The 12,967-nt window shown below is 73.4% G+C and carries 14 protein-coding genes; 7 read left to right on the top strand and 7 right to left on the bottom strand.

What is annotated here, in order from left to right; genetic code table 11:
• From EHS43_RS23215 to EHS43_RS23205, 3 genes are all read left to right on the top strand, one after another.
• Positions 1 to 206, top strand: a 206-nt coding sequence (locus tag EHS43_RS23215) for an OB-fold domain-containing protein (RefSeq protein ID WP_148104080.1), incomplete at its 5' end; no start/stop codon positions are given.
• Positions 191 to 976: an enoyl-CoA hydratase/isomerase family protein gene (locus tag EHS43_RS23210; protein WP_125192701.1), complete on the top strand. Its 786-nt coding sequence runs from the start codon at positions 191 to 193 to the stop codon at positions 974 to 976. The genes EHS43_RS23215 and EHS43_RS23210, both read left to right, overlap by 16 nt.
• Before the next feature lie 37 nt (positions 977 to 1,013).
• Positions 1,014 to 1,982, top strand: coding sequence for an alpha/beta fold hydrolase (locus EHS43_RS23205; protein WP_125192700.1), 969 nt, complete (start codon positions 1,014 to 1,016; stop codon positions 1,980 to 1,982).
• A 3-nt stretch (positions 1,983 to 1,985) separates the two neighbouring features.
• Here the strand turns inward: EHS43_RS23205 and EHS43_RS23200 are convergent, their stop codons facing one another.
• The 3 genes from EHS43_RS23200 to EHS43_RS23185 form a co-directional block, all read right to left on the bottom strand.
• Positions 1,986 to 2,459, bottom strand: a complete 474-nt coding sequence (locus EHS43_RS23200) for a hypothetical protein (RefSeq protein ID WP_125192699.1) — start codon at positions 2,457 to 2,459, stop codon at positions 1,986 to 1,988.
• Between the two features lie 33 nt (positions 2,460 to 2,492).
• A complete protein-coding gene (locus EHS43_RS23195) occupies positions 2,493 to 4,847 on the bottom strand; it encodes a PQQ-binding-like beta-propeller repeat protein (protein ID WP_125192698.1) in 2,355 nt (784 codons plus the stop codon).
• Between the two features lie 170 nt (positions 4,848 to 5,017).
• A complete protein-coding gene (locus EHS43_RS23185; protein WP_125192697.1) occupies positions 5,018 to 5,770 on the bottom strand; it encodes a VOC family protein in 753 nt (250 codons plus the stop codon).
• A gap of 123 nt (positions 5,771 to 5,893) precedes the next feature.
• Between EHS43_RS23185 and EHS43_RS23180 the strand changes: the two genes are divergently transcribed.
• The gene (locus EHS43_RS23180; protein ID WP_125192696.1) at positions 5,894 to 6,541 is read left to right on the top strand and encodes a TetR family transcriptional regulator; all 648 of its coding nucleotides are present in this window, start codon (positions 5,894 to 5,896) and stop codon (positions 6,539 to 6,541) included.
• A gap of 97 nt (positions 6,542 to 6,638) precedes the next feature.
• On the opposite strand, the gene EHS43_RS23175 is transcribed toward EHS43_RS23180, so the two are convergent.
• Together EHS43_RS23175 and EHS43_RS23170 are read right to left on the bottom strand one after the other, a co-directional pair.
• Positions 6,639 to 7,109, bottom strand: coding sequence for a nitroreductase/quinone reductase family protein (locus EHS43_RS23175; RefSeq protein ID WP_125192695.1), 471 nt, complete (start codon positions 7,107 to 7,109; stop codon positions 6,639 to 6,641).
• Positions 7,106 to 8,593 (bottom strand): acyl-CoA dehydrogenase family protein, encoded by a 1,488-nt coding sequence (locus tag EHS43_RS23170; RefSeq protein WP_125192694.1) that lies wholly within the window; start codon positions 8,591 to 8,593, stop codon positions 7,106 to 7,108. The genes EHS43_RS23175 and EHS43_RS23170 overlap by 4 nt, the downstream gene beginning before the upstream one ends.
• 81 nt (positions 8,594 to 8,674) lie before the next feature.
• On the opposite strand from EHS43_RS23170, the gene EHS43_RS23165 reads away from it, so the two are divergent.
• The 3 genes from EHS43_RS23165 (at position 8,675) to EHS43_RS23155 (ending at position 11,053) form a co-directional block, all read left to right on the top strand.
• Positions 8,675 to 9,844: an acetyl-CoA acetyltransferase gene (locus EHS43_RS23165; RefSeq protein ID WP_125192693.1), complete on the top strand. Its 1,170-nt coding sequence runs from the start codon at positions 8,675 to 8,677 to the stop codon at positions 9,842 to 9,844.
• Between the two features lie 114 nt (positions 9,845 to 9,958).
• Positions 9,959 to 10,384 carry a pyridoxamine 5'-phosphate oxidase family protein gene (locus EHS43_RS23160; protein ID WP_125192692.1) on the top strand — a complete coding sequence of 142 codons (426 nt, stop codon included), beginning with the start codon at positions 9,959 to 9,961 and terminating at the stop codon, positions 10,382 to 10,384.
• Positions 10,385 to 10,387: 3 nt separating this feature from the next.
• Complete coding sequence (locus EHS43_RS23155) at positions 10,388 to 11,053, top strand: pyridoxal 5'-phosphate synthase (RefSeq protein ID WP_125192691.1); 666 nt, start codon at positions 10,388 to 10,390, stop codon at positions 11,051 to 11,053.
• Here EHS43_RS23155 and EHS43_RS23150 read toward each other — a convergent pair.
• Positions 11,032 to 11,904 (bottom strand): GNAT family N-acetyltransferase, encoded by an 873-nt coding sequence (locus tag EHS43_RS23150; RefSeq protein WP_125192690.1) that lies wholly within the window; start codon positions 11,902 to 11,904, stop codon positions 11,032 to 11,034. The two genes, EHS43_RS23155 and EHS43_RS23150, sit on opposite strands and share 22 nt — an antisense overlap.
• A gap of 39 nt (positions 11,905 to 11,943) precedes the next feature.
• On the bottom strand, positions 11,944 to 12,540 hold the full coding sequence (locus EHS43_RS23145) for a GNAT family N-acetyltransferase (protein ID WP_125192689.1): 597 nt from the start codon (positions 12,538 to 12,540) through the stop codon (positions 11,944 to 11,946).
• Between the last annotated feature and the right edge of the window lie 427 nt (positions 12,541 to 12,967).

Genomic DNA, 12,967 nt, shown 5'->3' with positions numbered 1-12,967 from the left:
CGCCCCTGCTGCCCGACTACGCGGCGCAGGCGCCGTACAACGTGATCGTGGTCGAACTGGAGGAGGCTCCGCGGATCCGGCTGGTCGGGAACCTGGTCACGGAGGCCGGGGCGCGGCTCGACTCCCTGGATCCGGCCCGGATCCGGATCGGCGCCCGGGTGCACGTGGTCTTCCACGACGGACTTCCGCAGTGGGTGCTGTCGTGACCGGACTGCGGGTCGTCGCCGACAAGGACACCGGCGTCGCCGTCGTCACCCTGGACCGGCCGCACCGGCTCAACGCCGTCGATCTGCCGATGCGGGACGAACTCATCGCCTGCTGGCAGGAGTTGCGGTTCGACGACTCCGTACGGGCGGTCGTGCTCACCGGCGCCGGGGACCGGGCCTTCTGCACCGGACTGGACCGGGACGCCGAGGTCCCGCAGCCGAACTCCCCCTACATGACGGACGATCCGCTGCTGCGCGTCGGGCCGAAGTCCAACGACCTGTGGAAGCCGGTCGTCGCCGCCGTGAACGGAATGGCCTGCGGCGGGGCCTTCTACCTCCTCGGCGAGAGCGACTTCCTCATCGCCGACCCGGCCGCCACCTTCTTCGACCCGCACACCACGTACGGCATGGTCAGCGCCTACGAGTCGGTGCTCATGGCACAGCTCATGCCGCACGGGGAAGCCGCGCGCACGGCACTCATGGGGACCGCGGAACGGCTCGGCGCCGAACGCGCCCACGCCATCGGGCTCGTCACCGAACTCACCTCTCCGGGCGGGGCGTTGGCGGCCGCGACCGCCGCCGCGGAGGTCATCGCCGGGTATCCCCCTGAAGGGGTGCAGGGCACGGTCCGCGCGCTCTGGGCCGCCAAGGAGGTGGCCGTGCAGCGGGGCTTCGCGCAGGCACCGCACCTCGTCGCGCTCGGCAACCTTCCCGCGGAACGGCAGGCCGAACTGTTCCGTTCCCGGCAGTCCGGATTCAGATTGCGTTAGCAATGTCGTTTCCCTATACAGGCGTATGCTCACCCCCATGGTTGAACATCGCACGGTCGACGTGAACGGCATACGGCTGCACATCGCGGAGGAGGGCGAGGGACCGCTCGTCGTGCTGCTGCACGGCTTCCCGGAGTCCTGGCACTCCTGGCGCCACCAGTTCGGCCCGCTGGCGGCGGCCGGCTTCCGGGTGGTCGCTCCGGACCAGCGCGGATACGGCGACAGCGACCATCCCGAGGACGTGGCGGCGTACAGCATCCTCCACCTCGTCGGGGACGTCGTCGGGCTGGTGCACGCGCTGGGCGAGGAGAGCGCGTTCGTCGTCGGGCACGACTGGGGAGCGCCCGTCGCCTGGCACACCGCGCTGCTGCGGCCCGACGTGGTGCGCGGGGTGGCGGGGCTGAGCGTGCCGCCGCCGTTCCGGGGTGAGCGGCCGCCGCTCCAGACCATGCAGGAACGCTTCGGCGGCCGCTTCTACTGGAACTACTTCAACCTGCCCGGGGTCGCCGACGCCGAGTTCGGCGCGGACCCCCGCTCCGCCCTGCGCAGGCTGCTGGTCGGCGCCTCGGGCGACGGCGAGGGCGCCGGACGCCCCGAGCAGGCCCTGGTGAGCGACCCGGACCGCGGCTGGCTCGCGGACATGCCCGACCCCGGCACGCTCCCGGCCTGGCTCACCGAGGCCGACCTCGACACACTCGCCGCCGGCTACGCCAAGGGCTTCACCGGCGCCCTCAACTGGTACCGCAACCTGGACCGCAACTGGGAACTGACGGCCCCTTGGCACGGCGCCCGGGTCACGTCGCCCGCCCTCTACCTGTACGGCGACCGGGACCTGGTCCCCGCCTTCCCGGGGACCGCGGAACTCATCGAGCAGCTCCCCCGGCTGATGCCGAACCTGGTCCGCGACCCGGTCGTGCTGCCGGGCTGCGGCCACTGGACGCAGCAGGAGCGGCCGGACGAGGTCAACGCGGCACTGGTCGAGTTCCTGACCGGGCTGCGGGACTGACCGTCAGGGCACCAGGTCGGCTTCGGGTTCGACCCGGCAGTGGTCGAGCTTCGCCAGAACGGCCGGACTCGCGGGCAGCTGGATCCTCGACGTGCCTCTCGCGGACACCGAGACCTGCCGGGTCCCGGAGCTCAGCGTCCGGCCGGCGGCGTCGGTGAAGGAGAAGCCGACCTCGAAGGTGGCCTGTCGGCTGTTCGGGTTGCCGACCTCGACCGTGGCGTACGGAGCCGCCTTCGTCGCGCAGCTCACCAGCACCGCCGTGCCGTCCTGGAGCGAGGAAGCATGGCGGGTGCCGGTGGTCCGGGGTGTGTAGCTGTCGTGGTCCTGGCTCGCGCTGCTGCACCCCCCGCCGCTGTCCCCGTCGCTGTGGCTCCGGTGCCGCCCGCTGCTCTTGTGGCCGCTGGAGAACCCCGTCAGCGCGAGGACCACCGTCGCCATGACCGCCGTGAACCTGAGAACCCGCCCCCGTGCATGCATGGGATCACCCTAACGGGGGCCACCGACAGCGACTCAGGTGGCTCTGGCCGTCCCGGTCCCCTTCTCCGCGTCCAGGGCGTACACACACCGGTCCTTGCTGCACGCGTACACCACGCCGTCCTTGACCACCGGCGAGCCGGTGATCTCCCCGCCGGTGGCGAGCTTCCAGCGCAGGCGGCCGTCGTCGGCCTTCAGGGTGTAGAGCAGGTGGTCCGTGGACCCGAAGTGGATCCGGCCCTCGGCCACCGCGGGCGCCCCCACGATGTCGCCGCCGGCCTGGAACCGCCACTTCGGCGTACCGGTGACGGCGTCCAGCGTGTACAGGCCCTTGCCGCTGCCCACGTGGACATGGCCCCCGGCCACCAGCACCGGCTCCACCGACGCCCGGGCCTCGGTGGCGATGCGCCAGCGGTCGCGGCCGTCGGTCGCGTCCAGCGCGTACACCGTGCCGAGGTAGTCGGCGAGGTACACCCCGCCGCCCGTCACCGCGGCCCCGGGCACGAAGGTCGGCGGGCACAGGAAGACAGCCGGGGCCTCGAAGTGCCAGCGCACCCGTCCGCTCGCCACGTCGAGGGCCATGACGCGCGTCCCGGCCGAGATGTAGACGAACCCGTCGTGAGCGTGGGCCACCCGGACCGGCACCCCGCCGCAGGAGGCCGCGTCCCCGATGGGGATCGCCCAGCGCTCCTCGCCGGTGCGGGCGTCCAGGGCCCGCAGCCGGCCCTCCTGCCAGACGTAGACCGTGCCCTCGTGGAGCGCGGGTCCGGCCTCGGGGGACTCGAAGTCGGTCTGGCAGCCGGCGATCTCCCAGAGCTTGTGCCCGTTGGACGCCTCCCAGGCCTGGACGCCACCGCCGCGCGTACCGGTGATGACGGTGCCACGCTCGGCCTTCAGCGAGTACACCCAGGCGTCGGTGTTCAGCCGCCACTGGTCGGCGCCCTCGCGGGCGTCCAGGGCGAAGAGGGTGGGGCCGTCGGAGGCGTGGATACGGCCGTCCGCGACCGCCATCGACCAGGCCACGTCCCGTGTCTTGAAGCGGCGGCGGCCGGTCGCGACATCCAGGGCGTGCACCTCGAAGGAGGTGACGTAGACGAGGTCCCCGGCGACGGCCGGGGTGCCCCACACGTCGTTCGACATGCGGAACCGCCAGGGCCGCCAGCCGGCCGCGGTCTCCGGCGGCGCGGGCGGGGGCACCGGTACGGCCGGGCCCACGGCGGCGTCGGTGCCGTTGACACCGGGGCGCGGCCGGGACCAGGAGGCGACCAGTCCGGCCTCCGGCGGGGGTGCCTTCACGGCGGCGGCCCGGGCGTCGGCGACGCGCGGCCCGGGGCCGATGGGCACCTGGGCGCCGGCGAGGCGCACGGGTCCGGTGTCGGGGGCGCCCACGGGCACCGGGGCGGGCCGCGGCGGGTCGTAGGGGGGCGGCGGCGGTACGGCGGCCGGGCGGCCGCCTCCGCTGCGGGCACCGCCGGCCTGCGTGGGCGGCGTCGGCCGGCCGCCGCGCCGCGACTCGATCAAGGCGACGGCCTTCTCGGGCAGCCACGCCGAGGCCGTACCGCTGTCGTCGGAGCCGGAGCCGAAGAGGTGGGGGGCGAGCTGGGCCTGGAGGTCGGCCGGGTTGGGGCGCCCGGTGGCCTCCATCTGCATGCAGGACTCGATGAGCGGGCGCAGCTCGTCCGGGAGACCTTCGAGGTCGGGGCCCTCGCGCAGCAGCATGAAGACCGTCTCGACCGGGTTGGCGCCGTGGAAGGGCGGGTGGCCGGTGGCGGCGAAGACGAGCATGGAGCCGAGCGAGAACACGTCGCTCGCGCCGGTGACGCTGCGGGAGTCCTTGGCCTGCTCGGGCGACATGTAGGCGGGGGTGCCGACGGCGACGTTCGTCATCGTCAAACGGGTGTTCGAGACGCCGGACGCGATGCCGAAGTCGATGACCCGGGGGCCGTCCTCGACCACCAGGACGTTGGAGGGCTTGAGGTCGCGGTGGACCAGCCCGGCGCCGTGGATGGACTGCAGGGCCTCGGCGACGCCCGCCGCGAGCCAGCGCACCGCCTGGGCCGGGAGCGGCCCGCACTCGTTCACTATCTCTTCGAGGGAGGGCGCCGGGACGTACGCGGTGGCCAGCCACGGCACGGCCGCGCGCGGGTCGGCGTCGACCACGGCCGCCGTGTAGAAGCCGGAGACCGCCCGGGCCGCCTCCACCTCGCGGGTGAAGCGGACACGGAAGAGCTGGTCCTCGGCGAGCTCCGTGCGCACCGTCTTGATCGCCACGCGCCGGCCCGACGCCGAGCGCGCGAGATAGACCAGCCCCATGCCGCCGGCCCCGAGCCGTCCCAGCACCTCGAACGGCCCGATCCTGCGCGGATCGTGCTGCGTCAGCTGATCCACCACTCTGCCTGCCACCTCCCCGTACAAGCCGCGCCACCCACATATGTACGCGACCCCGTGCAGCGTCTCACCACCGCACCGCCATGGCGGCACGCAACCCTGATTCTTCCTGGCCGGGGGCCTGGTGGCGAACCCGGGGTCAAACAGGGTGTCACACCGCAAAACGGAACTTCTTACCGCTCCGATCGCTCCAGAACGGCGAACGACGCCCCCTGATTGTCGGTGACGACCGCCACTTTTCCGTACGACGTCTCGAATGGCGGCGCCTGGACCCGTCCGCCGAGCCTGCTGACGGTGCCGAGCGCCCCCTCGCAGTCCTCGACCCCGAAGTGCACGAGGAAGTGGGGCGGCATCTCGGCGGGGAAGACGTCCGAGACGAGGGCACGGCCGAAGTCGGGGTGGGCCCCGGGCCCGAAGAGGGCGTCGTGGAAGAGCCCGCTGTAGAAGGTGTTGGCGGCCTCGGTGTCCCGTGCGTACAGCTCGGCCCAGGCGAAGGTGCCGGGCTCGTGCCGGACCCCGAAACCCTGGTGGCTGCCCGGCTCCCAGAGCGCGAAGACGGCCCCCTCCGGGTCGGTGACCAGCGCGGACGTGCCCAGCTCACCGACCGGCACGGGCGCGGTGACGACCTGTCCGCCGGCCGCCCAGATCCGGTCGGCGAGGTTCTCGATGTCCGGGGTGGCGAAGTAGACCGTCCACACGGTGGGCATGCGGCCGTCCGTCTTGTGCGCGAGGGCGGCGACGGGGCGGCCCTGGTGCCGGGCCCACACCGAACCGCCGGGGGCGTCCGGTCGGTCGTGGAAGGTCCACCCGAAGAGCTCGCCGTAGAACCGCTTCCCCGCGGCCACGTCGGGCAGCTGCGCGTCCACCCAGCAGGGGACGCCCTCGCCGTATCCCGTTCCGTCTGCGGATGCCCTGTTTTCGGCCATACCGTCAAAGTAACGGCGACGCACGCACCCCGCAGGACCAGGCACACCCGCCTCCCGGAGCCCGCGCACCCCATTTGCAGTCGGCCGAATCGCGCTCCGATCACCCCTCGGTAAGCTGACGGCATGACAGGACAAGTGCGTACCGTCGACGGCCGCGTGGCCGGCCGGCGTGGGCAGGCGACCCGGCAGAAGCTGCTCGACTGCCTCAGCGAGATGCTCAGCTCCTCCCCCTACCGGGACGTCAAGGTCATCGATGTCGCCCGGAAGGCGGGCACTTCACCCGCGACCTTCTACCAGTACTTCCCGGACGTCGAGGGCGCCGTCCTGGAGATCGCCGAGCATATGGCCACCGAGGGCGGCCAGTTGACGCAGTTGCTCGACGGCCGGTCGTGGGTCGGCAAGGCGGGCTGGCAGACCGCGCAGGAACTCGTGGACGGTTTCCTGGAGTTCTGGCGCAAGCACGACGCCATCCTGCGCGTGGTCGACCTCGGGGCCGCCGAGGGTGACAAGCGCTTCTACAAGATCCGCATGAAGATCCTCAACTCGGTGAACAACTCCCTCGCGGACGCGGTCGCCGAGCTCCAGGCCAAGGGCCGGGTCGACAAGGACGTCAACCCGGCCGCGGTCGCCGGGTCCCTCGTCGCGATGCTCGCGGCGGTGGCCTCGCACCAGAAGGGCTTCCAGAGCTGGGGTGTGAAGCAGGCCGAACTCAAGCCGAATCTGGCGCTGTTGGTGCACCTGGGCGTGACGGGCAAGAAGCCGACGAAGTAACGTCCCTGTTTCGAGTCCTGTCTGGCGGGCGGCTGTTCACACGGGTGGACGGCCGCCCGTGGTGCGTCCGTGACTCATGTCGGTATGCGTCCGCGGATCATCTCCGCGTGATCCTGAAGAGCCGGATCTCCCGCTCGATGCGCGCCTGGTAGGTCGCGTACGGCGGCCAGAAGGCCAGCGCGGTCCTCCACACGGCCGCCCGCTCCTCCCCCGTCAGCAGGGTCGCCGTGACCGGGACGTCCTCGCCCTTCCAGCTGACCTCGGCGTCGGGGTGCGCGAGGAGGTTGGCGGTCCAGGCGGGGTGGCTGTCGCGGCCGAAGGTGGAGCCGACGAGGATCCAGGTACGGCCGTCGTCCTCGGGCATGCAGGCGAGCGGGGTCCGCCGCGGCAGCCCGCTCCTCGCCCCCGTCGAGGTGAGCACGACCCCCGGCAGCATCTGCGCGCTGAGCAGGACCCTCCCCCGCGTGATCCGGTGCACGGCACGGTCCAGGGCCGGGATCACATGGGGCGCGACCCTGGCGAAGCCGCGCGTGGACGACACCTTCTGCACCACCCTCGCCCCGATCACACCGTCACCTCCGCCCGCGCGAACAGGCGTGCCGCGTCGGCGGCGCGCGCCCGGAGCCGGTGCGGCGGCCCGAAGAGCAGCTCGTCCGCGGTGGCGCGCTTGAAGTACCGCTGCGTCTCGTGCTCCCACGTGAACCCGATGCCCCCGTGCAGCTGGATCCCCTCGGCGGCGGCGGTCCGCAGCGCCTCCAGGGCCTGGGCGAGGGCGAGTCCGCCGGCCCGCTGCCCTTCGTGCACGGCGGCCCAGGCGGCGAAGTAGGCCGCGGAACGGGCCGCCTGGAGCTGTACGTACACATCGGCGAGCCGGTGCTTGACCGCCTGGAACGACCCGATCGCGCGCCCGAACTGCTCGCGCTGCCCGACGTACTCGACCGTCATCTCCAGCACCCGGTCGGCCGCCCCGACGGCTTCGCAGGCGAGGACGGCGGCGGCCGTGTCCCCGGTCCGCGCCAGGGCCCCGAGGACATCGGCCCCGTCGTCGGTCCCGAGCAGTTCGGCCTCGACGTCCCGGAGTTGGATCCGGGCCTGCGGACGAGTGGCGTCGAGAGCCGTCTGCCGGGTGCGGACGAGCCCCGGGGCGTCACCGGGGACGAGGAAGAGAAGGGTCCGCGACCGGGCGAACCCCCCGGCATGAGCGGCGACCAGGAGAAGGCCGGCGCTGTGCCCGTCGAGGACTTGATCGACCTGCCCGTAGAGCCGCCAGCCGCTGCCGCGGAGTGGCGGGGCGGGGGCGGTCTGCCCGACGGCGGTCCCGGACCGAGGCTCCGCCGGGGCCGTCGTCCGTCGCTCCGGTGTGGGGCCCGGCGTGGGGCTCGGTGGCTTCGCGGGTGCGGCCGCGCCTTCCGATGGGGCGGGCCCCGGTCCTCCGGGAACGGCGTCCGCCGGGGGCTCGGTCGGGCGTTGCTCCGCCGGGGCGCCCAGCGGCGGGGGGGTCGTTCGCGAGGTGGAGCCGGCCGCCTGCCCTCCAGCCGCGGTGGCTGCCGTGGTCGGCCGAGGCGGGCCGGTGACCGTGGCCGGGGCCGGTCGGGCCTGGACGCCTCCCGCGCGGCCGCCTCCGGACCAGTCGCCCGTGTTGTCGGCGGTCAGGGCGAGGGCCGTACCCGGTGGGGCGGCCAGCGCTGCCGTGAGGGAGCCCGAAGCCAGCCGCGGGAGCAGGTCGGCGCGCTGGGTCTCGGTGCCCAGGGCCAGTATCAGCGGGGCCACCAGCACCGCCGTGCTCAGCAGGGGCGTGGCCGCCAGCACCCGTCCCGTCTCCTCGCAGGCCAGCGCCAGTTCGGTGACCGAGCAGCCGACACCGCCGTACTCCTCGGGCAGTGCCAGTCCCGGCAGTCCCAGTTGCCGCGCGAGGGCCGTCCACAGCTCGGGGTCGTAGCCGGCCGGAGTCCCGGCCGCGCTCCTCGACTCCGCGGGCCCGCACCGCCTCCGCAGCAGGTCCCGCAACGCACTCCGGATCTCGTCCTGTTCGGCGGTGAAGCGAGCGTCCATGGCTCTTCCTCTTCCCTCCCGATCTGACGGTCCGTCATATTAGGAGCGCCCGCACCAGATGCCCAGAGGCAGGAGGCCCTCATGCCCCCCGGGAGCCGGAAAGTCGCGATCACCGGCGTGGCCCTGGCCGACTGCGGCCGCGTGGAGGGCACGACCCCCTACGCCCTGCACGCCCAGGCAGCCCGCCGCGCCCTGGCCGACGCGGGCCTGGACCGCGGGCTGGTCGACGGGCTGGCCTCCGCCGGCACCGGCACCCTCGCCCCCGCGGAGGTCGCCGAGTACCTGGGCCTGCGCCCCACCTGGGTCGACTCGACCTCGGTCGGCGGCTCCACCTGGGAGGTCATGGCGGCCCACGCGGCCGACGCGATCGCCGCCGGACACGCGAACGCCGTGCTGCTGGTCTACGGCTCCACGGCCCGCGCCGACATCAAGGAGGGCCGCCGCACCGGCACCCTCTCCTTCGGCGCCCGCGGCCCCCTCCAGTTCGAGGTGCCCTACGGCCACACCCTGATCGCCAAGTACGCGATGGCGGCCCGCCGCCACATGATCGAACACGGCACGACCATCGAGCAGTTGGCGCAGGTCGCGGTGCAGGCGCGGGCCAACGCCGCCCTCAACCCAGAGGCGATGTTCCGCGAGCCGATCACGGTCGACGACGTCCTGTCGGGGCCGATGATCGCGGACCCCTTCACCAAGCTGCACTGCTGCATCCGCTCCGACGGCGGCGCGGCGGTGCTGCTCGCGGCCGAGGAGTACGTACGGGACTGCCGTACCGCGCCCGTCTGGGTGCTCGGCACCGGCGAGTACGTCTCGCACGTCAGCATGTCCGAGTGGCCCGACTTCACGGTGTCCCCGGCGGCGGTGAGCGGACGGCTGGCCTTCGAGCGGGCGGGCGTACGCCCCGAGGAGATCGAACTCGCCGAGATCTACGACGCGTTCACCTACATGACCCTGGTGACGCTGGAGGACCTCGGCTTCTGCGGGAAGGGCGAGGGCGGTTCGTTCGTGGAGAAGGGGCGGCTGACGGTCGAGGGCGGCGACCTGCCGGTGAACACCGACGGCGGCGGCCTGTCGGCCCAACACCCCGGCATGCGAGGGCTGTTCCTGTTGGTGGAGGCCGTACGTCAGCTGCGCGGGGAGGCGGGCGCCCGGCAGGTCACCCGCCGGGACGGGTCCCCGCCGGGGCTGGCGGTGGCGTCCGGCACGGGGGGCTGGTTCTGCTCGTCGGGGACGGTGGTGCTGGGCCGTTAGCCCGACCGGTCCCCGAGCGGTTCCTGACCGGGGCCCGACCAGGAACCGCCGCACCGGAGGACACGCGATTCGCCGATCCCCCCTTCCCCCTGCGGCCCAAGTACCCTGCCCTGTATGGCCCTGACTCGCGAGCAACGTGAACAGTTCCTGGCCGAGCCGCACATCGCCGCGCTGGCGGTGGACGCGGGAGAGGGGCGCGGTCCGCTGACCGTGCCGATCTGGTACCAGTACGAACCGGGCGGCGACCTCTGGATCATGACCGGCGCCGATTCCCGCAAGCACGAGCTGATCCGGGCCGCGGGCCGCTTCTCGCTGCTGGTCGAGCGCGTCGAGCCCACCATCCGGTACGTGTCCGTGGAGGGTCCCGTCCTCGACACGCGGCCGGGCACCCGCGCCCACCTCCAGGAGATCTCCGCCCGCTACCTGCCGGCCGAGAAGGTCGACGGATACGTGGAGTTCGCCTCGAAGAACCACGGCGAACAGGTGATCGTCCGGATGCGGCCCGAGCGGTGGGTGACCGCCGACCTCGGTACCGTCTGAGGCATGGCAACGGATCTTCACGAACTGCTCAGATCGCTGCGGGTGTGGGACCCGGAGGTCACCTCGCTGCCCTCCTTCGACCCCGCCACCGCGCCCGCGACCCCGCTGGAGCTGTTCACCACCTGGTTCGCGCAGGCGGTGGCCGCCGGGCAGACCGAGCCGCACACCATGTCCCTCGCCACGGCGGACGCGGAGGGCGGCCCCGACGTACGGACCGTGATGCTGCACGGGGCCGACGCGGACGGCTGGGCCTTCGCGAGCCACGCCCACAGCCGCAAGGGCGGACACCTCGCGGCACGGCCGTACGCCGCCCTCGGCTTCTACTGGCCGGTCCTCGGCCGGCAGGTGCGGGTGCGGGGGCCGGTGACGGCCGCGCCCGCCACGGACGCGGCGGCGGATCTGCACGCCCGCTCCACCGGCGCGCTGGCCGCCGCGCTCACCGGAAGGCAGAGCGAAGTCCTCGGCTCTCTGGACGAGTTGGCCCGGGCGTCCGAGGAGGCGTGGGAGCGGGCGCGGCGGGAGCCCACGGCACCCGTGCCGTCCTGGACGCTGTACCGGCTCGCGCCCGAGGAGGTGGAGTTCTTCCAGGGGGACGAGCGCAGGCAGCACGTACGGCTCACCTACCGTCGTACGGAGGGCGGTTGGGATCAGGAACTGCTCTGGCCCTGAAAGTCGTACACCGTGAAGTCCGCCACCGGCCGGTAACCGATGCGCTGGTAGAGGCCGTTGCTCGTCGGATTGGCCAGGTCGGTGAAGAGCAGCACCTGGCCCGCGCCCCGCTCCCGGGCAAGCCGGCTGACCTCGGCCGTGGCGGCACCGGCGTACCCGCGGCCGCGCAGCGGGGCCGGGGTGTAGACGGGCGCCACCCGGATCTGGCCGGCCACCGGCGGGGTGAGCCCGGCCATGGCGAGGGGGGTGCCGTCGGGGGCCTCCCAGAGGGTCACCCCGCCGTAGGCGAGGCGGGCGTCGGCCCAGGAACCGGCGGACGCGCCGGCGCTCTCGCCGACTGCCCTGCTGAACTCGCCGAACCAGCGCGCCAGCAGCTCCCGGTCGCCCTCCCCGGCGATTCTCGCCCGCCCCTCCGGCACGGGACGCGGGACGGTGAGCGTGCCGAGCCGGTACAGCCGCCGGCGCCGGTACGGCACGGGCGTGGCCCCGGTGCGCCGCCGCCAGGCCTCGGCGAAGTCGGCGGCCGTGCGGGCGTCGGCGCTCACCCCGGGGAGGGGCTCGCCCAGGGCTTCCAAGTGGGCGGCCAGGGAGTCGGCCCGCTCAGCGGTCAGCGGGGTGAGGTACAGCCGGTGCGGCGGCGTCCGGAAGTAGGCCCCGCGCACGCTCCCGCCCTCCTCCAGCAGCCCGAAGACGGGGGCCTCTTTGCCGTAGGCGTGCGGTCCTCTGGTGCGCAGGACCTCGGTCACGGTGAGCTGGACGGTGTGCAGGTCCGCGCGGGAGTGCAGGAAGTCACCGGCGCGGGTGAGGAACGCGTCGAGGTCGTCGGTGGTGTGCCAGGCGGTGGGGCGCATGTCTCATGGTCCTGCGCGCCCGCGCCGGACGCCTCCGAATTACGACGGCTCGGGGTCCGTCGCCAGCCGTGCGTGCAGGTGCATGTCCCGGAACGCGTCGTGCCGCCCCGCCTCGAACATCGCACCGCGCAGCGTGCCCTCGAAGCGGAAGCCGCACCGCTCGGCGACGTGGCAGGAGGTGTCGTGGCCGAGGGCGTGGTCCAACTCCAGTCGGTGCAGCCCGAGTTCGGTGTGGGCCCAGTGGGCGGCGAGGCGCAGGGCGCGGGTGGCGACGCCGTGTCCGCGGGCCTCGGGCAGCACCCAGTAGCCGACGCGAGCGGTGCGGAAGACGTGGTTGACGGCGTTGACGCCGATGTGGCCCAGAGTCGTACCGCTCGACTCGTCGGTGATCCGGTACGACGCGCTCGTGCCGTCCGCCGCCATGTCGGCCTTGCGGCGCAGCGACTCGCGGGCCCCGGCCAGGTCGTCGATCAGGGTGAGCGGGGTGTTCCAGCGGGCGAACTCCGGGTCGGTGACGCCACGCAGCCACGCCTCCGCGTCCGCGTCGGCGTCCGGGTCCCACGGCAGCAGGTGCAGACCGTGGCCGTGCAGGTCGGGGAAGGGGCGGGGTACGAGGTGGTGATCGTCTTCGGCCATCAGCACATTCAAGCCGCTCGAACGACCCGCCGGGCCCGAATCCCGGCACCGGGGACCGGGGACCAGGTGTGCGGCCCGCACCGGCTCTCAGCCCGGTGACGCTCGCTCGGGACGGACGACGGAACAGGTGGCCGGGAGGCCCGGTCGGCCCTCCCGGCCACCCGAGCAACCCCGCCGACCGGCCCGCACCTCGGCCCTCACACACCCGACAACACCGCCGCCGGCTCCCGCCTCGGTTGCACGCCCCCACACCCTCAAGGCCGACGCCCCCCGCAAGGCGCTTCCCGCAGCTCCCCGCGCACGCAGGCGACGTGCCCCGTCACCATCCGGGGCCCCTCGGCGAGGCCGACGACAGGGGCGACGTACGGCCACCACCCCGGAAGGGCGGCGGATCATCCCGGTGGCCGATGGACCCGGTGGGCAACGA

The sequence above is a fragment of the Streptomyces sp. RP5T genome, assembly GCF_003933965.1.
In the GTDB taxonomy this organism is placed as follows: Bacteria; Actinomycetota; Actinomycetes; order Streptomycetales; family Streptomycetaceae; genus Streptomyces.
Note: the sequence above shows the minus strand (reverse complement) of the source record. Positions and strands in the feature narration are given on the sequence as shown.